At 72.4% G+C, this 24,045-nt stretch carries 28 protein-coding genes; 12 read left to right on the top strand and 16 right to left on the bottom strand.

Features of this window, described 5'->3' with window-relative positions:
* Positions 1–40 precede the first annotated feature (40 nt).
* Positions 41–643: a superoxide dismutase family protein gene (locus PGN25_00350; GenBank protein MEH3116106.1), complete on the top strand. Its 603-nt coding sequence runs from the start codon at positions 41–43 to the stop codon at positions 641–643.
* Positions 644–799: 156 nt separating this feature from the next.
* Here the strand turns inward: PGN25_00350 and dxs are convergent, their stop codons facing one another.
* The 6 genes from dxs to PGN25_00320 form a co-directional block, all read right to left on the bottom strand.
* The gene (gene dxs, locus PGN25_00345; protein MEH3116105.1) at positions 800–2,776 is read right to left on the bottom strand and encodes a 1-deoxy-D-xylulose-5-phosphate synthase; all 1,977 of its coding nucleotides are present in this window, start codon (positions 2,774–2,776) and stop codon (positions 800–802) included.
* Positions 2,777–2,864: 88 nt separating this feature from the next.
* Positions 2,865–3,143: an exodeoxyribonuclease VII small subunit gene (locus tag PGN25_00340; GenBank protein ID MEH3116104.1), complete on the bottom strand. Its 279-nt coding sequence runs from the start codon at positions 3,141–3,143 to the stop codon at positions 2,865–2,867.
* A 103-nt stretch (positions 3,144–3,246) separates the two neighbouring features.
* On the bottom strand, positions 3,247–3,759 hold the full coding sequence (locus tag PGN25_00335; GenBank protein ID MEH3116103.1) for a protein tyrosine phosphatase: 513 nt from the start codon (positions 3,757–3,759) through the stop codon (positions 3,247–3,249).
* 395 nt (positions 3,760–4,154) lie between these two features.
* Complete coding sequence (locus PGN25_00330) at positions 4,155–4,781, bottom strand: HD family hydrolase (protein MEH3116102.1); 627 nt, start codon at positions 4,779–4,781, stop codon at positions 4,155–4,157.
* Positions 4,778–5,404, bottom strand: a complete 627-nt coding sequence (locus PGN25_00325) for a DNA-3-methyladenine glycosylase I (protein ID MEH3116101.1) — start codon at positions 5,402–5,404, stop codon at positions 4,778–4,780. Before PGN25_00325 ends, PGN25_00330 begins: the two co-directional genes overlap by 4 nt.
* Positions 5,401–6,255 carry a folate-binding protein YgfZ gene (locus PGN25_00320; protein ID MEH3116100.1) on the bottom strand — a complete coding sequence of 285 codons (855 nt, stop codon included), beginning with the start codon at positions 6,253–6,255 and terminating at the stop codon, positions 5,401–5,403. Before PGN25_00320 ends, PGN25_00325 begins: the two co-directional genes overlap by 4 nt.
* Positions 6,256–6,356: 101 nt before the next feature.
* Between PGN25_00320 and PGN25_00315 the strand changes: the two genes are divergently transcribed.
* Positions 6,357–7,694, top strand: coding sequence for a dihydroorotase (locus tag PGN25_00315; GenBank protein MEH3116099.1), 1,338 nt, complete (start codon positions 6,357–6,359; stop codon positions 7,692–7,694).
* Positions 7,695–7,850: 156 nt separating this feature from the next.
* Here PGN25_00315 and PGN25_00310 read toward each other — a convergent pair whose 3' ends face one another.
* The 5 genes from PGN25_00310 to PGN25_00290 all read right to left on the bottom strand — a co-directional run bounded on the left by PGN25_00310 (position 7,851) and on the right by PGN25_00290 (position 11,229).
* Positions 7,851–8,105: a hypothetical protein gene (locus PGN25_00310; protein ID MEH3116098.1), complete on the bottom strand. Its 255-nt coding sequence runs from the start codon at positions 8,103–8,105 to the stop codon at positions 7,851–7,853.
* Positions 8,106–8,290: 185 nt separating this feature from the next.
* On the bottom strand, positions 8,291–8,767 hold the full coding sequence (locus tag PGN25_00305; protein ID MEH3116097.1) for a TIGR02301 family protein: 477 nt from the start codon (positions 8,765–8,767) through the stop codon (positions 8,291–8,293).
* 83 nt (positions 8,768–8,850) lie between these two features.
* Positions 8,851–9,348, bottom strand: coding sequence for an NUDIX hydrolase (locus PGN25_00300; GenBank protein MEH3116096.1), 498 nt, complete (start codon positions 9,346–9,348; stop codon positions 8,851–8,853).
* Complete coding sequence (locus PGN25_00295) at positions 9,345–10,514, bottom strand: hypothetical protein (protein MEH3116095.1); 1,170 nt, start codon at positions 10,512–10,514, stop codon at positions 9,345–9,347. Before PGN25_00295 ends, PGN25_00300 begins: the two co-directional genes overlap by 4 nt.
* A complete protein-coding gene (locus PGN25_00290; GenBank protein MEH3116094.1) occupies positions 10,507–11,229 on the bottom strand; it encodes an SDR family NAD(P)-dependent oxidoreductase in 723 nt (240 codons plus the stop codon). Before PGN25_00290 ends, PGN25_00295 begins: the two co-directional genes overlap by 8 nt.
* A 348-nt stretch (positions 11,230–11,577) precedes the next feature.
* On the opposite strand from PGN25_00290, the gene PGN25_00285 reads away from it, so the two are divergent.
* Positions 11,578–11,961, top strand: a complete 384-nt coding sequence (locus tag PGN25_00285; protein ID MEH3116093.1) for a response regulator — start codon at positions 11,578–11,580, stop codon at positions 11,959–11,961.
* Positions 11,962–12,010: 49 nt separating this feature from the next.
* On the opposite strand, the gene pdxH is transcribed toward PGN25_00285, so the two are convergent.
* Positions 12,011–12,655, bottom strand: coding sequence for a pyridoxamine 5'-phosphate oxidase (gene pdxH / locus PGN25_00280; GenBank protein MEH3116092.1), 645 nt, complete (start codon positions 12,653–12,655; stop codon positions 12,011–12,013).
* An 87-nt stretch (positions 12,656–12,742) separates the two neighbouring features.
* Here pdxH and PGN25_00275 point away from each other — a divergent pair, with 87 nt between their 5' ends.
* From PGN25_00275 to fabI, 3 genes are all read left to right on the top strand, one after another.
* Complete coding sequence (locus PGN25_00275; GenBank protein ID MEH3116091.1) at positions 12,743–13,270, top strand: RT0821/Lpp0805 family surface protein; 528 nt, start codon at positions 12,743–12,745, stop codon at positions 13,268–13,270.
* Between the two features lie 128 nt (positions 13,271–13,398).
* Entirely contained in the window at positions 13,399–14,352 is a 954-nt protein-coding gene (locus PGN25_00270) for a DnaJ domain-containing protein (protein ID MEH3116090.1), read from the top strand.
* Positions 14,353–14,504: 152 nt separating this feature from the next.
* The gene (fabI, locus tag PGN25_00265) at positions 14,505–15,332 is read left to right on the top strand and encodes an enoyl-ACP reductase FabI (protein MEH3116089.1); all 828 of its coding nucleotides are present in this window, start codon (positions 14,505–14,507) and stop codon (positions 15,330–15,332) included.
* Positions 15,333–15,401: 69 nt separating this feature from the next.
* Here the strand turns inward: fabI and PGN25_00260 are convergent, their stop codons facing one another.
* Both PGN25_00260 and PGN25_00255 read right to left on the bottom strand, forming a co-directional pair.
* Positions 15,402–16,085 (bottom strand): MOSC domain-containing protein, encoded by a 684-nt coding sequence (locus PGN25_00260; GenBank protein MEH3116088.1) that lies wholly within the window; start codon positions 16,083–16,085, stop codon positions 15,402–15,404.
* Positions 16,086–16,088: 3 nt separating this feature from the next.
* Positions 16,089–17,240 carry an AAA family ATPase gene (locus PGN25_00255; GenBank protein ID MEH3116087.1) on the bottom strand — a complete coding sequence of 384 codons (1,152 nt, stop codon included), beginning with the start codon at positions 17,238–17,240 and terminating at the stop codon, positions 16,089–16,091.
* 165 nt (positions 17,241–17,405) lie between these two features.
* Here PGN25_00255 and PGN25_00250 point away from each other — a divergent pair, with 165 nt between their 5' ends.
* Both PGN25_00250 and PGN25_00245 read left to right on the top strand, forming a co-directional pair.
* The gene (locus tag PGN25_00250; GenBank protein ID MEH3116086.1) at positions 17,406–17,792 is read left to right on the top strand and encodes a hypothetical protein; all 387 of its coding nucleotides are present in this window, start codon (positions 17,406–17,408) and stop codon (positions 17,790–17,792) included.
* Positions 17,789–18,142: a hypothetical protein gene (locus tag PGN25_00245; GenBank protein ID MEH3116085.1), complete on the top strand. Its 354-nt coding sequence runs from the start codon at positions 17,789–17,791 to the stop codon at positions 18,140–18,142. The genes PGN25_00250 and PGN25_00245 overlap by 4 nt, the downstream gene beginning before the upstream one ends.
* 247 nt (positions 18,143–18,389) lie before the next feature.
* On the opposite strand, the gene PGN25_00240 is transcribed toward PGN25_00245, so the two are convergent.
* Positions 18,390–19,382 carry a polyphosphate kinase 2 family protein gene (locus PGN25_00240; GenBank protein MEH3116084.1) on the bottom strand — a complete coding sequence of 331 codons (993 nt, stop codon included), beginning with the start codon at positions 19,380–19,382 and terminating at the stop codon, positions 18,390–18,392.
* A gap of 159 nt (positions 19,383–19,541) precedes the next feature.
* On the opposite strand from PGN25_00240, the gene PGN25_00235 reads away from it, so the two are divergent.
* Complete coding sequence (locus tag PGN25_00235; protein ID MEH3116083.1) at positions 19,542–20,138, top strand: histidine phosphatase family protein; 597 nt, start codon at positions 19,542–19,544, stop codon at positions 20,136–20,138.
* A gap of 248 nt (positions 20,139–20,386) precedes the next feature.
* Here the strand turns inward: PGN25_00235 and PGN25_00230 are convergent, their stop codons facing one another.
* Complete coding sequence (locus PGN25_00230; protein ID MEH3116082.1) at positions 20,387–20,998, bottom strand: PepSY domain-containing protein; 612 nt, start codon at positions 20,996–20,998, stop codon at positions 20,387–20,389.
* 329 nt (positions 20,999–21,327) lie between these two features.
* Between PGN25_00230 and PGN25_00225 the strand changes: the two genes are divergently transcribed.
* The 3 genes from PGN25_00225 to PGN25_00215 are packed head-to-tail and all read left to right on the top strand — an operon-like array spanning position 21,328 to position 23,976.
* Complete coding sequence (locus PGN25_00225; protein ID MEH3116081.1) at positions 21,328–22,089, top strand: NUDIX domain-containing protein; 762 nt, start codon at positions 21,328–21,330, stop codon at positions 22,087–22,089.
* A gap of 1 nt (position 22,090) precedes the next feature.
* Complete coding sequence (locus PGN25_00220; GenBank protein MEH3116080.1) at positions 22,091–23,071, top strand: SPFH domain-containing protein; 981 nt, start codon at positions 22,091–22,093, stop codon at positions 23,069–23,071.
* Between the two features lie 11 nt (positions 23,072–23,082).
* Positions 23,083–23,976 carry a hypothetical protein gene (locus PGN25_00215; GenBank protein MEH3116079.1) on the top strand — a complete coding sequence of 298 codons (894 nt, stop codon included), beginning with the start codon at positions 23,083–23,085 and terminating at the stop codon, positions 23,974–23,976.
* Positions 23,977–24,045 lie beyond the last annotated feature (69 nt).

The following is a 24,045-nucleotide window of genomic DNA, read 5'->3' as shown; positions in this document are numbered from 1 at the left end:
GACCGGCAAGGGAGACGATCAGCTCATGAGAGGTGCCATCATGCCAGCGGCGACGACGCCTGCGACCCGACGCACGTCCCTGCGTGTTCCTGCGGCCGCGGCCCTGCTCGCGGGCCTCGCCTGGCCCGCGCTCGCCCAGAACGCCCAGAAGGAGCCGGCCCAGCCGCCCGCCAAGACCGAGACCGCCGGTGCGCCGCAGACCTACGAGAGCGGGATCACCAACGGCAAGGGCGAGACCATCGGCAAGATCATGATCCGCGACGGGGCGAACTCCCTGGTGATGCGGGTGACGATTCAGACCGGCGGCCTGCCCCCGGGCTGGCACGGCATCCACTTCCACGCGGTCGGCGACTGCTCGGACCTTGAGAAGTTCGAGAAGTCGAAGGCCCACGTGAACCACGACCAGAGCAAGCACGGCCTGCTCAACGCCGACGGGCCGGACGAGGGCGACCTGCCCAACGTCTACGCCAACGCCGACGGCTCGGTGAACGCGGAGGTGTCGAGCGAGACCCCGCTGACCGGCGAGGGGGGCCTGCGCGACGGCGACGGCTCGGCGCTGATCATCCACGCCAACGAGGACGACCATACCAGCCAGCCGATCGGCGGCGCGGGTCCGCGCATCGCCTGCGCGGTGATCAAGTAGGGGGCGACCCTTCAACCCTCCCTCTGCGGGGGAGGGTGCCTCGCGGATGCGAGGCGGGAGCGGGGCCGGCTCAGGTCCATCCGAAGCGTCGCTCCCCTCACCCGACCCCCTCGGGGGCCGCCCTCTCCCGCGGAGGGGAGCGGGGTCCGTGAGCCGTTACCGCTTCAGGCTCACCACGCTGCCCTCGCGCTGCGCCGGCTTCTCCGGCATGGCGTCGCGGACGGCGTTGCGGATGCCGTCGGCATCGAGCCCGGCCTCGGCGTACATCCTTTCGGGCTTGTCGTGGTCCTGGTACGCATCGGGCAGGGTCAGGGTGCGCACCCTGACCCGGCCCGCATCCAGAACGCCCCGCTCCGACAGCAGGTGCAGCACCTGTGCGCCGAAGCCGCCGACCGAGCCCTCCTCCACCGTCACCAGAACCTCGTGGCTGTTCGCCAGATCCACGATCAGTTCCGCGTCCAGCGGCTTGGCGAAGCGCGCATCCGCCACGCTCGCCGCCACGCCCTCGGCCTCCAGCGCGTCGGCCGCCTTCAGCGCCTCCGACAGACGCGTGCCGAGCGACAGCAGCGCCACCCGCGCCCCCTCCGGACGCCGCACCACGCGGCCCCGGCCGATCGCCAGAGGCTCGCCCCGCTCGGGCAGCTCGACGCCCACGCCCTCGCCGCGGGGATAGCGCAGCGCGATCGGCCCCGCGTCGTGCGCGTGGGCGGTCGCCACCATGTGCACCAGCTCCGCCTCGTCGGCGGCCGCCATCACCGTCATGTTCGGCAGGCAGCACAGATAGGCCAGATCGAACGCGCCCGCATGGGTCGCCCCGTCCGCGCCGACCAGGCCCGCCCGGTCGAGGCAGAAGCGCACCGGCAGGTTCTGAAGCGCGACATCGTGCACGACCTGATCGTAGGCCCGCTGCAGGAAGGTCGAGTAGATCGCCACGAACGGCTTGCAGCCTTCCGTCGCCAGGCCGCCGGCGAAGGTCACCGCGTGCTGCTCGGCGATGCCGACGTCGAACGTCCTGTCCGGGTGCGCCTTGCCGAACAGGTCGATGCCGGTGCCGCCGGGCATGGCCGCGGTGATCGCCACCACCTTCGGATCGGCGTCCGCCGCCTTGATCAGGCTCTCGCCGAACACCCGGGTATAGGCCGGGGCGTTGGCCTTGGCCTTGGCCTGGATCCCCGACACCACGTCGAACCTGACCACGCCGTGGTAGCGGTCGGCCGAGGCCTCGGCCGGCGCGTAGCCCTTGCCCTTCCGCGTCACCACGTGGAGCAGGATCGGGCCCTGGTCCGAGTCGCGCACGTTCTTGAGCACCGGCAGCAGGTGGTCGAGGTTGTGCCCGTCGACCGGGCCGACGTAGTGGAAGCCCATCTCCTCGAACATCGTCCCGCCGCCGACGATCAGCGAGCGGGCGTATTCCTCGGCTGCCGCCGCGCGCTGGTAGAGCGCCTTGGGCAGGAGCTTGCCCAGTTGCTTGGCGGTCTCGCGCAAGGAGCGGTAGGTGCCGCCCGAGGCGAGCCTTGCGAGGTAGGCCGACATGGCGCCGACCGGCGGCGCGATCGACATGTCGTTGTCGTTGAGGATGACGATCAGGCGCGAGTGCAGGGCGCCGGCGTTGTTCATCGCCTCGTAGGCCATGCCCGCCGACATCGAGCCGTCGCCGATCACCGCCACCATGTTGCGGCGCTTCGGCTGCGCCTCGCCCCTGGCCTTCGCCTGCGCCGCGTCGAGGTCGCGGGCGACCGCCATGCCGAGCGCGGCCGAGATCGAGGTGGAGGAATGCGCCGCGCCGAAGGGATCGTAGGCGCTCTCCGAGCGCTTGGTGAAGCCCGACAGCCCGCCGCCCTGGCGCAGCGTCCGGATGCGGTCGCGCCGCCCGGTCAGGATCTTGTGCGGGTAGCACTGGTGCCCGACGTCCCAGACGATGCGGTCGTCGGGGGTGTCGAACACGTGGTGCAGCGCGACCGTCAGTTCGACCACGCCGAGCCCCGAGCCGAGATGCCCCCCGGTGATCGAGACCGCGTCGATCATCTCGGCGCGCACCGCGTCGGCCACCCGCTGCAACTCGCCCTCCGGCAGAAGCCGGAGACGATCCGGCGTCTCAAGACCTTCGAGGATCGTCGTGTCCGCTAGTGCCACCGGACCAGCCTCATGTCCGCAGTAAAAAACGGCGCGCAAATCCTTGCGCGCGATGAGTGTTCCCGAGATCGAAGCCGCATCCGGCCGCCTACTCGACGTCGAGCGGCGCGGTGCCGGCGGCCCGGCCGTCCGGCCCGATCGCGATCTTCTGGATGCGCGCCTCGGCCCGCTTCAGCAGGGCCTCGCAATGGCGCTTGAGCGCCTCGCCGCGCTCGTAGATCGCCACCGACTCGTCGAGGGGCACGTCGCCCCGCTCCAGGCGGCGCACGATCTCTTCGAGCTGCTCCATCGCCCGCTCGAACGGCAGGTCGTCCGGCGTCTTCGCCGCGATCTCCTCCGCAGGCGCGTCGGGTGTGTGAGCGTTCATCCCGGATCCCCTTTGGGGCGGGTTATGACGGGCGCGGTGCGGTCGCACAAGTCCGGGTCGATTGCGTGCGACCGACCGGAGGGGGCGGAAGCGCCCCGTTCCCTCATTCCAGGTCGAGCCGGAACGGCGTCCCCTCGAACGCCTCGGCGCCCCGGCCGATCCCGCTGACGGCGGCGCTCATCCGGCCCGCGCGCCCGAGCAGGCGGTCGGCGATCGCCACGAACAGGCGGTTCGGCGTGGCGCTCGGCGCGCGCCGGCGCAGCTCATGAGCGAGTGCCGCCTCGTCCCGGTCCGGCCGCAGGGCGCAGGCCGCGGCGAAAGCCGCCGCCGTGGAGCGGCTGATGCCGGCATAGCAGTGGATCACCATCGGGTTTTCGCGCGGCCAGGCCTGCACGAAGTCGAGCACCGCCCGGACATGCTCTTCGCCCGGCGGCCGATGGCCGTCCAACGGCGCGACGATGTCGCTGAACGCCACCCGCAGGTGGTGCTCCGGAGAGATCTCGGCCGGGCGCTCCACCGCGCTGCCGGGGGTGACCAGCGTCACGAGATGGCTCGCCCCGCTGGCCGCGATCGTGTCGGGCAGGCGCGAGAGGGGGCAGACGTGGAGGCTCGGCATTTTTTTGGAAGTCTCATGGTATCCGCTTGATCGTTTCGGTGCCTCTTTCCGTCCTTGCGCGGCGAAGCCGAAGCAATCCAGCGCGCCGCATCATACGGAGAAGTCGCGCCCTGGATCGCTTCGCTACCGCTCGCGATGACGGAGTGCGGCAAGACCTGAGGCGATCGCCCGACAACCGTCTCAGAGCCTGTTTGACTGTAGTGATCCCCTCTCGCCCCTCATCCTGAGGTGCCGCGTGAGCGGCCTCGAAGGGTGCTCCAGGTTCCGCGCGATTCCTGGAGCCCCCTTCGAGGTCTCCGCTCCGCTCCGGCACCTCAGGATGAGGGTGGGGATGGGAGTATGATCTTCCTCTCGTCTTGCCGTTGCCAAGACACGGCGGCCGGTCAAACAGGCTCTCACGCCCCGCGCCGGAGCGCCTCGAAGCGGGCGAGATAGCACGCCTGCGCCTCCGCGGTCGGCCGGCCGGCGATCAGCCGCTCGATCTCATCGCGAAAGACCTCCGGCAAGGCCGGGGGACGCCCGAAGATCCCGTCGGCCTCGGTCTCCGAAAACCCGGCGAGCCGGGTCGCCTCGATCGCGGCGGCGATCCGGTCGGCGCGCTTGACGAGGCGGGCGAGCGCCGGGGAGGGGGCGGTGAGGCCGAAGCGCTGGCGGATCGCCGCGAGCAGGCGCCGCTCGACGCTGCGATAGGCGTCGCCGATGGCGTTCTTCAGGGGCGAGATGATGTCGCCGATGACGTATTCCGGCGCGTCGTGCAGCAGCAGTTCGAGCCGCTCGGGCGCCCCGAGCCGGGGGTCGAGGGCGCCGCCGATCGCCTCGACCAGCAGCGAGTGCTGCGCCACGGAGAAGACGTGCGGCCCCGCCGTCTGCCCGTTCCAGCGGGCGACGCGGGCGAGCCCGTGGGCGATGTCGCCGATCTCGACATCGCGCGGCGAGGGGTCGAGCAGGTCGAGCCGCCGGCCCGACAGCATCCGCTGCCACGCCCGCACCGGTTTCTTGGAAGTCCCCGCGGCGACACTCACGGATGGCGGTCCTCGCCGAGGGCGGCGCACGCGGCGTGGCGGTGGCAGCCGGTGAGATGGTCGTTGACCATGCCGACCGCCTGCATGAAGGCGTGGACGATGGTGGGCCCGCAGAAGGTGAAGCCCTTGGCCTTCAGGGCCTTGCCCATCCGGCGGGACACGTCCGTCTCCGTGGCGATCGCGGCGCGGGTGGCCGCGTCGGTCCGGATCGGCCGGCCGTCGCAAAAATCCCAGAGGAAGGGCGAGAAGCCCGGTCCCGCCTCCTCGATGGCGAGCCACGCCCGCGCGCCGGCGATCGCGCCGCGGATCTTGGCGCGGTTGCGGATGATGCCGGCGTCGCCCATCAGCCGCTCGACATCGGCGTCGGTGAAGCGGGCGACGCGCTCCGGCGCGAACCCCTCGAAGGCCCGGCGGAACCCCTCGCGGCGGCGCAGGATGGTGATCCAGGAGAGCCCCGCCTGGAACCCGTCGAGGATCAGCTTTTCGTACAAGGCGCGGGAATCGTATTCCGGCACGCCCCACTCGGTGTCGTGATAGGCGACGTAGAGAGGGTCGAGCCCCGGCCACCAGCAGCGCGGGCAGCCGTCGGGATGGATGACGAGACCGCTCGCGTCCGCGCTCATCCGGCGGCGGCCGTGTCGGCGGGGACGGCGAAGCTGGCGAAATCGGGCTTGCCCACGCCCGCGACCGCGCCGCCGGCCCGCACCGGCTCGCCGGCGGCCAGCGCGTCGCCGAGGCGGTCGAGGCGGATCGTGGCGAGCCCGCGATTCCCCGCCGCGCTCCCCGTGGTGCCGAGGCTGCGCGCCCCCGCCGTCACCTCCGTGCCGGGCTCCGGGGCCGGGCCGTCGCGGTAGACCAGCGGCAGGATGCGGGTGCGGGCGGTGCCGCGGTGCTGCATCCGCGAGACCACTTCCTGGCCGACGTAGCAGCCTTTCCGGAAGTCCACGCCGCCGAGCTGGTCCATCAGCGCCTCGTGCGGGAAGGCGTCGCCGAACGCGAAGTCGCGACCCCCCTCCGGCACGCCGAGGCCGATGCGGTGGGCGTGATAGGCGTCCTCCGTCGCATCCGCCGAGAAGGCGCCTTGCGAGACGTACAGCCGCTCGCCGAGGGCGGGCAGGCGTCCGTCGCGGACACGGGTCGTCTCCGCCATGGTCTCGGCTCCTGCCCAGGCGGCGGCGACGCCGGGCGTCGGGTCGGCGGCGACGCTCACCTTGGCGCGCAGGCGGTAGAGCCCGAGCCGCTTGACGAGGTCGGCCACGCGCTCGGCGGCCACGTCGAGCCGAAAGCCGTCCCCGGCGCGGGACACCAGAAAATCGAACTGGATCTTGCCCTGGGGCGTCAGTAGCGCGCCGAGCCGGGCCTCGCCCTCGGGCAGGGTCTCGACGTTGCAGGTGAGGATGCCTTGCAGGAAGGGGAGCGCGTCCGGCCCCGACACGGCGACGACGGCGCGGTCCGGCAGCAGGGCGATCGGCATGGCATCTCCTCGAGAGGACGGCGGCGTTGCGCGCGTAAGACGCCTGACATAAGCCGCGCTCACCTTCGTCTCAATCGCACGATGCGAACCGGGAGAGCCCGATGGAATCACCTTTGGACCTCGTCCTGTCCGGCGGCACGCTGGTGAACCACGACGGCGAGGCGATCGCCGACCTCGGCATCCGCGCGGGGCGCGTGGCCGCCATCGGCGACCTCTCGCGGGCGGCCGCCGCGGAGCGGCGGGATTGCCGCGGCCTGCACCTGCTGCCCGGCGTGATCGACAGCCAGGTGCATTTCCGCGAGCCCGGCCTCGACCACAAGGAGGATCTGGAGACGGGCTCGCGCGCGGCGGTGATGGGCGGCGTCACGGCGGTGTTCGAGATGCCCAACACCAACCCGCAGACCACGAGCGCCGAAGCGCTCGCCGACAAGGTGGCCCGCGCCCACCACCGGATGCATTGCGACTTCGCCTTCTGGGTCGGCGGCACCCACGAGAATGCGGGGGAGGCGGCGGAGCTCGAACGGCGGCCGGGGGCGGCCGGGATCAAGGTGTTCATCGGCTCCTCCACCGGCTCGCTGCTGGTCGAGGACGATGCCGGCGTGCGCGCGATCCTGAAGCGCATCCGCCGCCGCGCCGCCTTCCATTCCGAGGACGAGCCGATGCTGCGTGAGCGAAAAGGTCTTCGCGTGCCGGGCGATCCCGCTTCGCACCCGGTCTGGCGCTCGCCCGAGGTCGCGGTGAAGGCCACGCAGCGGCTGATCGCGCTCGCGCGGGAGACGGGGGCCCGCATCCACATCCTGCACATCTCGACCATGGACGAGATGCCGATCCTGGCCGAGGCGAAGGACGTGGCGAGCGTCGAGGTGACGCCGCACCACCTGACGCTCGACGGCGCGCAAGCCTACGCCCGGCTCGGGACGCTGGTGCAGATGAACCCGCCGGTGCGCGACGCCGCCCATCGCGAAGGAATCTGGCGCGGGCTCGGCGACGGCGTGGTCGACGTGCTCGGCTCCGACCACGCGCCGCACACGCTTGCGGAGAAGGCCGAGCCCTACCCGGATTCGCCCTCGGGCATGACCGGGGTGCAGACGCTGGTGCCGATCATGCTCGACCACGTCAATGCCGGCCGGCTCTCGCTCGCCCGGTTCGTCGACCTGACCAGCGCCGGCCCCAAGCGCCTGTTCGGCATCGCCCGGAAAGGACGGCTGGCGGTGGGCTGCGACGCCGACGTGACGGTGGTGGACCTCAAGCGCCGCGAGACGATCCGCAACGACTGGATCGCCTCGAAATGCGGCTGGACGCCGTATGACGGGCTCACCGTCACCGGCTGGCCGGTGGGAACGCTGGTGCGCGGCATTCCCGTGATGTGGCAGGGCGAGTTGGCCAACCCGTCGCGGGGCGAGGCGGTGGTGTTCGAGGAGGCGCTGCCGGCGGGATAGGGCCGGCGGCGACCTTTCCGGAAAGGTCCGCGCGGCTGGATTGCTTCGCCTGACGGCTCGCAATGACGGTGTGAGTCTGCCTCTTCCGTCATTGCGAGGCGCAGCCGAAGCAATCCAGTTCCGCGACGCTGGCCGGGTGTGACAGAGCAGCCCGCCTCAGTGCTGCAGCGTCGTGGTGAAGCCGCCGCCGCGGATGCGCTCGGGCAGGGTCTCGGCGTAGCGGGCGGTGGCGTCCTCGCCGTAGGTGGCGACGAGTTCCTGGAAGGCCGCGAACAGGGCGGCCTGGGCCATGCAGTCGCCGTCGATCCCGTCGAGGCAGCCCTCCGCGAAGGCTTCCGTCACGAGGCCGAGCGCGAGGCGCTTGCTCTCCGCATCGGCGTCGAAGGGAGCGGTGTCGGCGTCGTGGATCATGGCGGGGGCGGCTTCGCTTCTCGGCCGGAACGGTGCCGGCAAGACATCGCCACGATACGGCAGCCTCGACAGGCCGGGAAGCAGGGAATTGCGAAGAGGTTAACGCGGAGGCTCGATTGCGAAGGAATTTCGCAACGGCGGCGCAGTGTGATGCCCTTGCCACAGGCGATGCGTCGCAGCCACGCTCATCCCCCGAACCGTCCGGCGATGGCGTGCGACAGGCGCTCGCCCTCGGCGAGGAAGCGGCGGGCGGCCTCGCCCGCGGCCGGGGTGCAGACTCGGTAGGTCAGGCTGTAGCCGCGGAAGCCGCGATTGTAGGCGCCGGCCAGCCGGTCGCGGCGGTTCTGCGTCAGCCCTTCCGTGTCGAGGATCGCCTTCATCCGCGCCGGCCACTCGGCGGCGTCGGGCGCGGTGCAGAGATGGCGCAGGAAGGCCAGCGCCCCGACGATCTCGGCGAGCCGCATCAGGTCGCGGTCGTAGGGCGCGGGCGGCGGCTCGGACGGCGGCGGCTCCCTGTCCTTCTCCGGCGGCTTCGGCGCGGACTTGGCCGGGCCCGGGCGCTGCTGGGCGAACGCGTCCGCCACCGGGGCCAGGGCGAGCAGGGCGGCGAGGATCAGGCGAGGCGGGAGAGATCCCCGGCCGCGAGACGATGCCGCCCGCATGCCGGACCGGCCGCGGGTTTCCCCTCTCCCCGCACGCGGGGAGAGGGGACTCACGGGCAGCCGCCGGGGAACGATCGAACCCCTCATGCCGAACCTTCTGCCGAGCCTTCATCCTGCGACGTCACGCGAAAGAACGCCGCGCGCAGGGTGTCGAGCAGTCCTGGCGTGGTAGGCAAGCCTTCGACCTCTTCGAGACGCGCCCAGCGCACGGCGAGCGCCTCCGGCCCCGGCGCCGGCTCGCCCCCGCGCCAGAGGGCGGCATGGGGATGGATGACGTAGTGGTGGCGGACGCGCGCGCCCGCGTCGCGCAGGATGATCTCGGTCGGCGTCAGGCTCGGGCCGACGATCCCGGCCTCCGCGCCGACCTCCTCCCGCAATTCGCGCAGGGCGGCGTCCGCCAGCGTTTCGCCGGCCTCGACGAGCCCGCCCGGCAAGGTCCAGACGCCGCGCATCGGCGCGTTGGCGCGGGCGGCGAGCAGCACGCGGCCGTCCCGGATCACCGCGATCGACACGCCGATCAGCGGGCGGGCCGGGAACAGCCGCCCGTCGTCCCGAGCGGTGTCCTGGGGGGAGCCGCTCACGGCGCCTCCGCCGGCAGCGCGACGAGGCGCCCGTCGGCGAGGCCGACGAGAATCGTCTTGGCGGTTCCGCCCGCTTCGAGCACGGCGACGCCGTGGGCGGCGGGGGCGGGCAGGGCCGCGCGCCAGCGCTCGCGCGGGCCGCCGCCCTCAAGGGAGAGCACGGCGAGCGATCCGCGGCCCGCGACCGGCAGGGCGAGGTCGGGCGGGGTGCCGGCGCCGCGGGGCACCGGGGCGGCGAGGTCGGCTTCCTCGCCGGCCGCCGGGCCGGCATAGCCCGGCCACTCGCCCGCGAGCGTCAAGGCCCCGTCGCCGGTGCGCCAGAGCTGGAGCCCACCCTCGCCGTCGGGGGCGCGGATCGCGGCGATCTGCGGGTGGCCGGTGCCAAGGAAATCGGCGATGCCGGCGAGCGACAGCGGCGCGCCGCCGGGGCCTTCATCGGCCTGCGGCGCCTTGCCGGCCTGCGGCGGCGTCTGTGCAGCGAGCGTCCAGCCCTTGTCCTTCGCCTTCACCGCGAGGGCGAGGCCGGAGCCGGCCGTGCCTTGCGCGGTCACGGCCACCACCGCCGGACGGCCGTCGATCTGCGCGATGCGGGGCGTGCGGCCGGCGAAGACCCGGTCGTCGCCCGGCGCGAGGGTGTGGGTCGTCACCGGCACCGCCTTCGGCTCGGCGGTGACGCCGAGCGGCTGGCGCTCGCGAAGGGTGAGGGCGGCGCCCTGGCCCGGCGCGCCGCCCAGCGCCCGGGTCGGCCCGGTGAGATAGGCGCTCAAGGGGCCGTCGAGGGCGCGGCGCGAGCCGGGCACGGCCCCGCGCGGCGTCTCGGCGGCGGCGAATCCCTCGATCGCCTCCGCGCCGATCAGCGTGGTGCGCAAGCGGTCGCCCTCCAGGCTGAGCACGGCGCCGCCGCCCCCGCCCCCGCCCCAGACCACGACGACGGAGGGCGGCGCGGCACCGGCCGCGGCCTTCGGGTCGGCGCCGGCGGGGGCGCGGGCGACCGGCAGCAGCCCCGAGGTCGCGACCGAGAGGGCCACGTCGCTGCCGGGACCGCGCATCGCCTCGACCGGGAAGGGCAGCGCCACCGGCTCGACCGCTCCGGCCTCCGCCGCGAGGGCGGGGAGGGCGGCCAGCGACAGCAGCAGCGCGATCGGCGCCGCCCGGCGGTCAGACATGCTGTCCGCCGTTGATGTGGAGTTCGGCGCCGTTCACGTAGGAGGAGGCCTCGGTGCAGAGGAAGTAGATCGCCTTGGCCACCTCGTCGGGGGTGCCGAGCCGGCGCTGCGGGATCTGCCGCACCAGCTTGTCGGTGCCCGGCGAAAGGATCGAGGTGTCGATCTCGCCGGGCGAGATCGCGTTGACGCGCACGCCGAGCGGCCCGAAATCCGCGGCCATCTCGCGGGTCAGGCCGGCGAGCGCCGCCTTCGAGGTGCCGTAGGCCGCGCCCGCGAAGGGGTGGACCCGCGAGCCGGCGATCGAGGTGACGTTGACGATCGAGCCGCGCGCCCGGGTCAGCTCGTCGGTGAGGCCGCGCGCCAGCAGGATCGGCGCGAAGAAGTTCACCTGGAAGACGCGGGCCCAGTCCTCGTATTCGGTGGTCAGGGCGCCGAGCCGCTCGCCCCCGGGGCCCTTGGGCGAGATGCCGGCATTGTTGACCAGCGCGTGCAGCAGGCCGCCCTCGGCGGCGAGCCGCTCGGCCACCTCGCGCACCCCGCGCACGGTGTCGGCCGCGTCGGCGAGATCGACCTGGAGGTGGTCCTCCGGCCCCATCTCCCAGGGGCAGTTCTCGGGGAAGGCGTGGCGCGAGCAGGTGATGACCCGCCAGCCCGCGGCGGAGAAGCGCTTCACGGTGGCGTGCCCGATGCCCCGGCTGGCGCCGGTGAGCAGCATCACCCGTCGACGGTCGTTGGATGAGGCCAAGGCCGGTCCCTCGCTGTCCGCTTCGAGCCGCCCGGCCGCGACGCGACGGGCACGGCTCCAAGCCCTTGTTTTGACGCACGCTCCCGTCGCCGAAGCGACATCCGCTTCGGCGACGGGAGCGCTCTCGAAGAGAAGCGCCGCGCTGCACGCGAGGCGGGCCTTCGTCCCAAGGGATAAGCCGCGCCTCGCCGGAAATCCAGGGTCCGCGCCGCATCGCGAAGGGCGTGTCGCGGAGCGAGGCAGCCCACGCTTGCTCCCGGGCGGCCTTCGTGCGAGCGGAAGGAGGGGGGCTTGCGGTCGGTTCGGGAATCAAGACGCGTGAGCGAAGCGGAAGCCAAGCCGGTCGTGCTCGTCGTCGAGGACGATGCCGTGACCCGCCACGCCGCGGTCGAGACGATCGCGGAAGCCGGCTATGCCGTGTGCGAGGCCACCAACGGCAATGCGGCCATCCGCGTCCTCGACGAGGGCGGGGAGGCCGGGGCGGGCGTGCGCGCCGTCGTGACCGACATCGACATGCCGCTCGGCATCGACGGCATCAAGCTCGCCGCCTGCATCGCCCGGCGCTGGCCCGGCATCGGCATCGTCATCACCTCCGGCAAGGTGCGGCCGGCCCCGGGCGACGTGCCGCCCGACGGCCTGTTCATCCGCAAGCCCTACACCGAGGAGGAGCTCCTGGCGGCGATCCGTTCGGTGATGGACTGATCCCGAAACGGCCCGGAAGCCGGCCGATGGTCGTCTTCCGGGCGTCCGGTCAGGGATAGAGCCGCGAGCGGGCCCAGCCGTCGCCCTCGCGGGTGAAGCGCACCCGGTCGTGCAGGCGGTAGGTGCCGTTCCGCCAGAACTCGAGCTGCACCGGGGCGATGCGAAACCCCAGCCAGTGCTCGGGGCGCGGCACCGGGCCGTTCTCGTACGTCTCCGAAAGGGCGGCGACCTCGGCCATCAGGGTCGGGCGGTCGGTGAGCGGGCGCGACTGCCGGCTCGCGAGCGCGCCGATGCGGCTGTCCCTGTGGCGGCTGGCGAAGTAGGCGTCGGCCTCCTCGCGCGTGACGCGGGAGACGGGGCCGCGGGCGCGGATCTGCCGGCCGAGCGACTTCCAGTACAGCACGGTCGCGGCCTGCGGGTTGGCGAGGAGCTGCTCGCCCTTGGCCGATTCCGCGTTGGTGTAGAAGACGAGGCCGCGGGGATCGAGGCCCTTCAGCAGCACCACCCGCACGTCGGGCAGGCCGTCGGGGCCGGCGGTGGCGAGCGCCATGGCGTTGGCGTCCGCGGGTTCGGAGGCCTCCGCTTCCGCCATCCAGGCGGAAAACAGCGCCCAGGGATCCGACGACAACGTGAAATCCTCGGGGTGGACCGCCGATCCGCCGGGCTCACCCTCTCTTAACCGATCGATGGCCATTTTCGTCCCTGTGGCAGCCGGGTCGGGGGGCACCGACGTCGGGCGGCACACCCTGTCGGACCCCCGTCTGTCTCGAGTTCAGGTGTAATGCGTCTGCGTCCGTGTAAAGCCCTCGGTCAAGCCCTCGCCCGGGCGCGCTCCGCCGCAACGGATGCCGGCCGCGCGCAGGATCGCGCCGCGCCGCGGGCCGTGTCCCTTCTGGCCGCGGGCCTGCTCGCCTCCGCCTGCGGGGCGTGCAGCGGGCCGATCCTGTCGTTCCGGTCGGAGGAGGCGCCGGCCGCGCCCGAACCGCTCGTCACCGGCAGCATCCCGAAGCGGTCCGCGAGCTTCGGGCGCGACCTCGACGGCGAGGACTGGCGGCGCGCCCACGCGGCGCTCTCGGTCGCCCTCGACCCGCAGGGCAACGGGCGCCCGGTGAAGTGGGAGAACCCGGAGACCGCCCTGCGCGGCTCGATCAACCCGACCGGCCTGCCCTACGTGGCTGGCGACGAGATCTGCCGCGACTTCCTCGCGACGGTGGTCGGCGGCGCGACCAGCCGCTTCGTGCGCGGCACCGGCTGCAAGCCCTCCGGCGGCGAGTGGGCGCTGAAGCGGCTGCGCGCGGCGAAGTCCTGACGGGCTCCCCGCAATCGTCGAGCGATGATCGCGAGGGGTGTTGCAGAACCGCAACGCCCTTCCCACGTTGAAGCGACGCGGCAGAGGCCGTATCCCTCGGCGGTTGCGATCCCTTCAAAAGAGCCCCGATGCGAAACCCCTACGACGTTCTGGGTGTGCCCAAGGGCGCGGGCGAGGCCGAGATCAAGAAGGCCTTCCGTAAGCTCGCCAAGGCCTATCACCCCGACAGCAACAAGGATTCGAAGGCCGCCGAGCGCTTCGCGGAGGCGAACACCGCCTACGAGATCCTCGGCGACAAGGAGAAGCGCGCCCAGTTCGACCGCGGCGAGATCGACGCCGAGGGCAAGCCGCGCGCGACCGGCTTCGAGGGCTTTTCCGGCTTCGGCGGCGGGCGCGGGGGCGGCGGCTTCGACTTCGAGGGCTTCACCCAGAGGCGCGGCGGCGCCGGCGGGGCGGGCCCGGGCGGCATCGGCGAGGACTTCATCAGCCACATCTTCGGCGAGGCCTTTCGCGCGGGCGGGGCGGGCCCCGCGGGAGCCGGCGGCTTCGGCCGCGGCGGTCCGTCGCGCGGCGAGGACGTGGCGGCCGAACTCGGCGTGACGCTGGAGCAGGTCGCGGGCGAGGAGAAGATGCGGATCGGCCTGCCCGGCGGGCGCGACGTCGACGTGATGATCCCCAAGGGCGTCGTCGACGGCCAGACCATCCGCCTGCGGGGCCTCGGCGGCCCGGGCGGCCCGCGCGCGGAACCGGGCGACGCGCTGCTCACCATCCGCATCCAGCCCCACCCGCTGTTCGAGGTCGAGGGGGCGGACCTGCGCACCACCGTCGACCTGCCGCTGGAGGATGCGGTGCTGGGCGGCCTCTTGCGCGTGCCGACGCTGACCGGCGCGGTCGAGATGAAGGTGCCGGCGATGACGGGCTCCGGCCGCACCTTCCGCCTGCGCGGAAAGGGCCTGCCGAAGAAGGACGGCACCCGCGGCGACCTGTTCGCGACGACCGCCGTGGCCCTGCCCGCGGGCGAGGACGCGGCGCTGACCGACTACGCCCGCCGCCGCCGCGAGGCGAAGGCCGGGACGGTGTAGGGCCGGAGGGGAATCCGGCCCGACCCGGCATCGGCCGGATCGGGCCCGCATGTCGCCTTCAGGCTTCCCCCCCTGGCGGCCCTCCGCTAAGGAAGCCCCCGGCGCAGGGTCGCCCCTCGGGGGCGCCCGCGCGGCCGAAGCGAAGGTGACGCATGTCGGATCGGAAGCCGGGCGGGCTGCTCGCGGGCAAGCGCGGGCTGGTGCTGGGAGTGGCCAACAACCGCTCGATCGCCTGGGGCATCGCCCGCAGCGCCGCCGCCCACGGGGCGGAACTGGCCTTCACCTACCAGGGCGAGGCGCTGAAGAAGCGCGTCGAGCCGCTGGCGCGCGAACTGAACGCGCAGGTGGTCGGCCATTGCGACGTGACCGACCCGGTCTCGATCGATTCCGCCTTCGCCGCCACGGCCGAGGTGTTCCCCGAGGGGCTCGATTTCGTCGTCCACTGCATCGCCTTCTCCGACAAGGACGAGCTGACCGGCCGCTACATCGAGACCTCGGAGGCCAACTTCACCAAGTCGCTCCTGATCTCCTGCTACTCGTTCACCGCGGTGGCGCAGCGGGCGGAAAAGATCATGCGCGAGGGCGGCTCGATGCTGACCCTGACCTATTACGGCGCCGAGAAGTGGATGCCCCACTACAACGTGATGGGCGTCGCCAAGGCCGCGCTGGAGGCCTCCGTGCGCTACCTCGCCGCCGATCTCGGCCCGAAGCAGATCCGCGTCAACGCGATCTCGGCCGGCCCGATCAAGACGCTGGCGGCGTCGGGCATCGGCGACTTCCGCTACATCCTCAAGTGGAACGAGTACAACGCGCCGATGCGCCGGACCGTGACCATCGAGGAGGTCGGCGAGACGGCGGCCTACCTGTTCTCCGACATGTCCCGCGGCATGACCGGCGAGATCCTGCACGTCGATGCCGGCTACCACGTCGTCGGCATGAAGAACCCCGAGGCACCGGACATCACCCGCGAGCGGGAATAGACTCTGCTTCCAGGCATCCGGTCGAGGTGGGTAAGCATCCTCTCGCCTCGACCTGAACCCGCACAGGCCTCAAACGTCTTCCCCGAGCCTCCGGCGCCAATCCTCCACGGCGCCGCTCGCGAGCCGGCGGGCGGCCAGCGTGCGCCAGGATTCCGTGAGAGGGGCGAGCACCGCGATCGCCCGCAAGGCCGCCGCGTCGAGGCGGTCGACGTAAAAGTGGTGGAGGAGCCGCGCGAGCGGCCAGTCCGGATGCGGGCGCTCCACGAGGTCCAGGGTATCCCCCGCCGCCACGCTCCCCGGCTCGATCACCCGGTAGTACCAGCCGGTGCGCCCGCTCGCCTGGACGCGGCGGGCCATGTCCGGCACGGAAAAGCGCAGGTTCAGCTTGAAGCAGGGCTGGCGCGCCTGGGAGACCTGGAGCAGGGCGCCGCCCGCCCGCCACAGGTCGCCGACGCAGACCTGCCCCTCCGTCAGGCCGTGCGAGGAAAAATTCTCGCCGAAGGCACCGGGCCGTTCCAGCAGGTCCGGCAATCCGGGCAGGTCCGCGCGCCACGCGGCGGCGTGGTCGAGGGCGTAGTGATGCACGGCCTTCTCCGGGCCGCCGTGGACGCGCCGGTCGGCCTGCTCGTCGCCCGAAAGCCCGAGCGGCCCCACCGCGACCGGCCCCTCCACGGGCGCCTTGGCAATGGCACTCGTCGCCGTCCCGAGCGGCGCGACACGTCCGGTCAGCACGGCCTGAATCGCGACCCGCATCGCTCAATCGTCCTCATCGGAGAAATCGCCGGCCAGGCGCAGGCCCTCGATCCAGGTCGCGCCCTCGCGCTTGAGCACGACGCGCGGGCGCACGCCGCCGTGCTCGGCCACCGCGGCGGCGAGGCGCTCGGAATGCGTCACCAGCCAGACCTGCGTGCGCTTCGAAGCCTGCACGATCATCCGTGCGAGCGGCGCCATCAGGTCCGGATGCAGGCTGGTCTCGGGCTCGTTGAGCGCCAGGAAGGGCGGCAGCCGGTAGGCGAGCAGCGTGCCGGCGAGCGCGAGGTAGCGCAGCGTCCCGTCGGAGAGTTCGGACGGCTCGAATACCCGCTTCGGATAATCGGAAAAGATCACGCCGAACCGCGCCTCGCGGCCCGGCGGCGGCACCACGAGGCGCGCACCGGGGAAGGCATCGGCGATCGCGGCGTCGAGGTCGGCCGTGTCGGCACGGATATGGACCAGGGTGGCGAAGACCGCCGCGAGGTCGGCGCCGTCGGACGAGAGCGTCGGCGTCGTCACCGCGAGGCAGGGACGGCGCAGGGGCGAGTCGGCATCGGTGCGCACGCCGTGATGGAAGCGCCACGCATCCAGCGCCTGGCGGACGCTCTGCAACTCGGGGAAGCGCACGGCGTCCTGAAGCGCGGCGAGCGCCGTCTCGGTGGGCAGCAGGTCGAGGCCGAAGGCGCGCTTGCGACCCGCCTCGTCGCGCACGAAGCCTGCCGGGCCGTCGCGGTCGAGCACCGTCACAGGCCGTGCACCCGCCTGCACGGTGAGTCGCTCGCTCTTCACCTGGGGCTCCAGGGCGAAGGCCGCCCCGAAGATCCGATCCCCGGCCTGTGACACGAGGCCGACCTCCACCGCGTAGGTGTAAGCATGGCCGGTGGCCTCGTCGAACAGTTCGGCGGACAGCCGCACCCGGGCCGGCTCGCCACGGCGGCGCGGACCCGCCCAGAGCACGGATTCCATCCCGCCCTCGGCGGCGAGCGCCCGCGTCAGCGTGCCGGTGGAAGCCGTCTGGAGCAGGGCGAGGGCCCGGTACAGGTTGGTCTTGCCGGTGCCGTTGCCGCCGACGAAGACCGACAGAGGCCCGACCGGAAACCGGATGCTCTTCAACGAGCGATACCCGGCCGCCTCGATCTCCCGAACCATCGGCAACGGTGACCTCCCGCGCGTTGGAGCGGGCCAGTCTAGACCGTTCGGAGGACGATTCGAGGAGGGAGATGCGGCTGCCGGCCCCTGATCGCCACCGCCCATCTTCTTCCCGTGGCGGGAAGAGGTTAGCATCCGAGGACGACCGTTGCCGATTACCGGGGATGCCGCATGACGGAAGGAGAGCGCTTCGTCGGATCGTTTCCGCGCAAGGCCGACTTCCACGACCGCAACAAGCGCCGGTCCTACGAGCTGACGCGCCGGATCGCGGCGCGTCTGATCGACGATCCCGGCCTCGTCGCCAACGGCAGGTCCTATCTGGAGCGCTTGGTCCGCCCGGATCCGGCACAGGCCCATGCCTACATCCTCTGGACCGCTCTTCTGGACCAGGACATCAGGCAGGTCGTGCGCCAGTTGCTGGAGGATACGCCGCGAGGCGACCTGCTCCGGGATACGCAGCCCGTCTTCGCGGTCCTGTCCCCGCGGGAGCGGATCGAAATGGTCGAGGTGGCCGGACTTCAGGATCGGCCGTCGGCGAGCCCGGACCGCCACGGATGATGCGGAGGGACCGGCTCGACCACATCCTGCGCGCGGCAGCGGGGGTGACGGGCCACGACACCTTCGTTCTGGTCGGCTCCTCGGTGATCGTCGTCCGATGCAGGACTATTCCCGGCGACATGCTGATGACGCGGGAGGCCGACATCTTCGTTCCCGGCACGCCCGACACCGAGGCGCTGTCGGGCGCGATCGACGCCAATATCGGCCAGGGTTCGGCCTTCCACAACCAGTACGGATACTACGCCGATGGCGTCTCGCCCGGAACAGCGGTGATGCCGACCGATTGGAAGGATCGCGCACAGCCCCTACCAGGGCGGCGGATGCCCCGGCGTGACCGCCATCGTCCCTGACATCGATGACGTGGCCTTGGCGAAAGTCGTGGCTTGGAGGGATCAAGGACAGAAGCTGGATCGCATCCGGGATCAGGGCTCGGCTCTTCTCCCTCGAACGGATGGCCGCGCGCCTCGATCGCATGCCCGATGCAGCGCCCGAGGCGGCCGAGATGGTGCGGCGGCTGAACTGGCTCGCGGTGACCTGCGGCGTCCCGTTCCAGCCTTCCCGCCTGCCGGGGCGTCGGCCTCGATCCGGAAACGGACCTCAATCCGGCACCGTGAGGCCTTCCAGCCCCTCGCGCGGCTCCGGGAAGTGCGGGTCCATCGCCTCCAGCGTGTCGGCGATGGTTTTCGCGACCATCAGGTTGCGGGCCCATTTGCGGTCGGCCGGCACCACGTGCCAGGGGGCGTAAGGGGTCGAGCAGCGGGTCAGCGCGTCGTCGAAGGCGGTCTGGTAGGCATCCCAGCTTTTCCGCTCCACGAGGTCGGCGGGGTCGAACTTCCAGTGCTTCTTCGGGTCGGCGAGGCGCGCCTCCAGGCGCTCCTTCTGCTCGTCCTTGGAGATGTGCAGGAAGAACTTCAGGATCACGACCCCTGAGAGCGTCAGCAGCCGCTCGAAATCGTTGATGAGCCCGTAGCGCTCGCGCCACGTCTCCTCCGGCACCAGCCCCTTCACCCGCACCACCAGCACGTCCTCGTAGTGGCTGCGGTTGAACACGCCGATCAGGCCGCGGCCGGGGACGCGGGCGTGATAGCGCCAGAGAAAGTCCTGATCGAGCTCCTCGGCGCTCGGCACCTTGAACGACCAGACCCGGCAGCCCTGCGGGTTCACCCCCTCCAGGACGTTGCGGATGGTGCCGTCCTTGCCGCCGGTGTCGATGGCCTGGAACACCACCAGCAGGGAGCGGCGGCGCTCGGCGTAGAGCCTTTCCTGCAGCGCCCTGATGCGCGCCCGCTCCTCGGTGAGCGCGCCCTTGGCCTGCGCCTTGTCGAGGCCGCCGGCGGCGTCCGGATCGACCGAGGCGAGGGTGAAGCCCCGGCCGGGCTCGACCGTGACGATGCCCCGGGCCGCAGGCGGCAGGACGGGGTGGAGATGCGGCGACAGGCTCGGCGCGGTGCCGGCGCCCGCCTCCGCCGCACGCGCCTGGCCGGCGGAGGAGGGCGGGGGATCGCCGCCGGGAACGCCGTCCTGCGGCTTTGTTTCCCGCGCTTTGTCACGCCGGGAACCGTCGCCGTCCTTGCCGTTCTTGTGCGCCATGCCGAAAATTACCCGCTCACGAGCCGATTGCGAGGCCGCCGGCCCGGACCCGCAGGAAGGGACAAGCTTGGAGCCCCAACAGATGTGCCGCCTCCGCCGTTCCCGATCCGGCGTGCCGGGGTTTTTCGCGGGACGCTCCGGCCGGAGCGGGGCAGGGGCGTGAGCGGGGTGCCGACGATCTGGTTCGTGCGCCACGGCCAGACCGACTGGAACGCGGAAGGCCGCCTCCAGGGCCACCGCGACACCGACCTCAACGCCAACGGCCTCGCCCACGCGGCGGAGGCTGCCGAGCGCCTGCGCCGCGTCGCCGGGGCGGAACTGCCGACCGCCGACTACGTGGCGAGCCCGCTGACCCGCACCCGCCGGACCATGGAGATCCTGCGCGCCGGCATCGGCCTGCCCGCGGCGGGCTACCGCGCCGATCCGCGGCTGAAGGAGATCGGCTTCGGCGCCTGGGAGGGCCGGACCTGGGCCGAGATCCGGCGGCGCGACGCGGCGGGCGCCGCCGCGCGCGACCGCGACCGCTGGGGCTACCGGCCCCGCGGGGAGGGGGCGGAGAGCTACGCCATGGTCGAGGCGCGGGTGGAGGAGGTGGTGGCGGAGCTGCGCCGCCCGACGGTGATGGTCGCCCATGGCGGCGTCGCCCGGGCGCTCCTGGTCATCGTCGGCCATCTCGACGTCCACGCCGCCCCGCGGCTCGGCATCCGCCAGGGCCACATCCTCGTCATCGAGCCCGGCGGCTGGCGCTGGGCCTGAGGGCCGGAATTTTTTGGGGGAGGGCGCCGCGGCATCGGTCGCCCGTCTCCGCGCACCCAACGGCGAGGTGGCCCGGAGCGCCTTTCTCCGAAAAAGGTCGCGCCCCTGGATCGCTTCGCCGAGGCGCGCGATGACGGGCGACGATTTTGGGCAGAGGGCGGGCCGATCGCCCGGAGGGCCGCCCCGTCACGACGGGCCTGCCGTCCCACGGCGGAGCGGGACCGCTCCGCCGTGGGTCCGGGAAACGATCAGTCGTTCTTCACGGTGCCGTCGGGGCCGACCTTGATCTCCTGCTCGCGGTCGGTGAGCGCCACCTTGATCTCGTACTCGACCGCCTTGCCCTCGCGCTCGACCTCGGCCTCGTAGGCCTTGCCGCCGGGAGCCTTCTTCTCGGCGAGCGCGATCGCGTCCTTCAGCGAGACCTTGGCGTTCTGGAAGTCGCTGACCTTCAGGCGGGTGAAGTAGCGCTCGATCGGCTGGTTCTCGGACTTGTAGAGGGCGCCGGTGTCGGCGTCGATGCCGTGCTCGACGAGCTTGCCGCTCGGGTAGACCACCTTGATCGCGTAATGCGCCGGGTTCTTGCCGTCGGCCTTCTCGAAATCGGCGTCGATCGCCCGGCCGCCCTTCTCCTCGCCCGCGCCCTCGGCGGTGGCGATCGCCTGGGCGAGGCCGGTCTTGGCCGATTTGGCCACCTGCCACTCTTTCAGGTTGCCGTTGGATTTGGTGGCCTCCGTCGCGGTCGGCGCGCGGCCGGTGTTCTCCGGGTTCTTGGTCAGGTCGGGGTTCTGGGCCGCGGCGACGCCCGTCGTCAGGGCCAGCAGGCCGGCGGCGGCGGTCAGGCGCAGGACGCGGGTGCGCATCGTGGATTGGGTGGTGGTCGTCTGGGTGGTCGTCATGGCGGGGCTCCCGTTTTCTGAGATGGGTTGCGGTCCCCAACACACGGCACGGTCGCTTGGTTGCGGTGCACCATGATGCGCGGCGGGTTCGGCGCGCGGTTCGGCGCTCCGTCGGCGGGCGGCCCGACCCGTGGCCAGGGGCGAGCCGGGCCCCCTGCCGAGCGGCCTCCACCCCTCCCGCTGCCGACCCTTTCCGGCCGATCCTCGCGGCGGCTCCGACCGACCGCTTGACATATATTCAAAACAAAAATAACTAAATCGCACATTGGATATAAGATCGACGAGACGCTGCGATGAGCCGAGCCGAGTCGGAATCCGAGTTCCTGGCCCGCTACGATCCCGCCGATTACGCGCGGCCGGCGCTGGCCGTCGATCTGGTGCTGCTGGGCCTCGCCGGCGGGCGCCCCGCCATCCTGCTGCTGCGGCGCGCCCGGCACCCGCATGCGGGGCGCCACGCGCTGCCCGGCGGCTTCGTCGGGATCGACGAGGCGCTCGACGCGGCCGCCGGGCGCGTCCTGCGCGAGAAGGCGGGTGGGGCGCGGGCGCATCTGGAGCAGCTCTACACCTTCGGCGCCGTGGAGCGCGATCCGCGCATGCGCATCGTCACGGTGGCCCATCTCGCGCTCCTGACCGAGGCGGCCTTCACCGAGGCGCTGGAGCGCGCCCCCGCCCTGCATCCGGGCACGGTCATACCGCCTCGGGCGGGGGAGGCCGGCGGCCCGGTGACGGTGCTGTCGCGGACGGGCGAGGCGCTCACCCTCGCCTTCGACCACGCCGGGATCGTCGCGCTGGCCATCCGGCGCCTGCGGGGCAAGCTCGACACGTCGGAGGTCGGCTTCGCCCTGCTGCCCGAGCTGTTCACCCTGCGCCAGCTCCAGGACGTGCACGAGGCGATCCTCGGTGCGCGCCTCAACAAGCCGGCCTTCCGCCGCCGGATGCTCGACCGCGGCTGGCTCGCGCCCACCGGCCGGCTCGAGACCGGGGTCTCCTACCGCCCCGCCGAACTCTACCGCTTCCGCCAACCCCCCTCGCAAACCTCTTCGCAAGGAGACTGACATGGCCACGATCCGCCGGTTCGGCGTCCTCTCGCAGCTTCGCAGCGAGGCCAGCCACCACGTCATCCGCTACCGCAACGGCCGCCCGCGCCAGAGCGGGCGCGGCCTCGTGTTCTGGTTCCGGCCGGAGACCGCGAGCATCAGCGAACTGCCGATGGACGACCGCGAGATGACGCTGTTCGTGCGCGGGCGCAGCGGCGATTTCCAGACCGTGGCGGTGCAGGGCAGCGTCGGCTGGCACGTCGCCGATCCCGAACGCCTCGCCGCCCGGGTCGACTTCTCCCTCGACCTGCGCACCGGCCGGCTCCAGGGCGAGCCGGTCGAGCGGATCGAGGCGCGCATCGCGGGGCTGGCCAACCAGACCGTGCTCCAGTTCCTGGGACAGGCGCCGGTGCGCGCCCTGCTCGATGCCGGACCGGAAGCCTTGCGCGGGCCGTTGCAGGCGGCGCTCGCCGCCGAGCCGTCGCTCGCCGAGATCGGCGTCGCCGTGGTGTCGGTGCGCCTCACCGACCTCGCCCCGTCGAGCGAACTGGAGCGCGCGCTCCAGACGCCGACCTACGAGGCGCTGCAGCAGAAGGCGGACGAGGCCACCTTCGCCCGCCGGGCGCTGGCCGTGGAGAAGGAGCGGGCGATCGCCGAGAACGAACTCGCCACCAGGACCGAACTGGCCCGGCGCGAGGCCCTGCTGATCGCGGAAGAGGCGCAGAACGCCCGCAACCGGGCGCAGGGACGGGCCGAGGCGGAAGGCATCGCGGCCGGCGCCGAGGCCGAGCGCATCCGCGCGGTCGAGGGCGCCCGGGCGGAAGCCGAGCAGGCGCGCATCGCGATCTACCGCGACGTGGCGCCGGGCACCCTGCTCGGCCTCGCCGCCCAGGCGCTGGCGGGCAAGCTCGACACGATCGAGCACGTCAACGTGACGCCGGACCTGCTCGCCACTCTGCTCGGCGAGGTCCGCCGGCCCACCGGCCTTCCGGCGCGCTGAGGGAGGGTCCCATGGCCGCGCTCACCCCGCGGGCGGTCTTCGTCACCCGCGAGACCGATTACGAGCTGCTGATCGCCCGGCACGCCACGCGGGGTCAGGCCCGCTTCTTCCTGGAGAGCCGCGGCCAGGGGCTCGCCGAGGTCGAGGCGCGCCACGAACGCTTCCACGCCGTGCTGGCCCGGGCGCGGGCCGCCGTGCCCGGCGCGTGGCGTCAGGCCCTGGTGCGGCGACCCGACCTCGACCGCTTCCTGTTCGCGGACGACGACGTCATCGTCGCCGTCGGTCAGGACGGGCTGATCGCCAACGTCGCGAAGTATCTGGGCGAGCAGCCGGTGATCGGGGTCAACCCGGCGCCCGACCTCTACGACGGGGTGCTGGCGCGCCATCCCGTCGAGCGGCTCCCCCGCCTGCTGCCGGCAAGCCTCGCGGGCGATGTCGGATGCGAGCGCCGCACCATGGTCCAGGCGGTGCTCGACGGCGGCGAGCGCCTGTTCGCCCTCAACGAGATCTTCGTCGGCCACCGCGGCCACCAATCCGCCCGCTACCGGATCGAGGCGGCGGATGCGGCGGAGGAGCATTCCTCCAGCGGGCTCATCGTCGCCTCCGGCACCGGGGCCACCGGCTGGGCCCGCTCGATCGCCGAGGCGACCGGTCTGTCCTTTCGCCTCGCCCCCGACGAGCGGGCGGTCGGCTACTGGGTGCGCGAGCCGTTTCCCAGCGTCGCCACCGCCACGCGGCTGCGCGCCGGCAAGCTCGCCGACGCCGCGCTGGTCGTCACCTCGCGGATGAACGAGGGCGGCGTCGTGTTCGCCGACGGGATCGAGCAGGATTTCCTGGGCTTCGGCTGGGGCCGGCAGGTGCGGCTCGCGCCCGCCGCCCGCACGCTTCGATTGGTCGCCGGGTAGGAATCCCGGACGGGCGGATCGCGCGGGCCGATACGACGTTTTCGAACGGGTGGTCCTTCGCTGCCGTGC

This window comes from Methylorubrum populi (assembly GCA_036946625.1).
Lineage (GTDB): Bacteria > Pseudomonadota > Alphaproteobacteria > Rhizobiales > Beijerinckiaceae > Methylobacterium > Methylobacterium populi_C.
The sequence above is the reverse complement of the archived record's forward strand: the minus strand, read 5'-3'. Positions and strand labels throughout refer to the sequence as shown.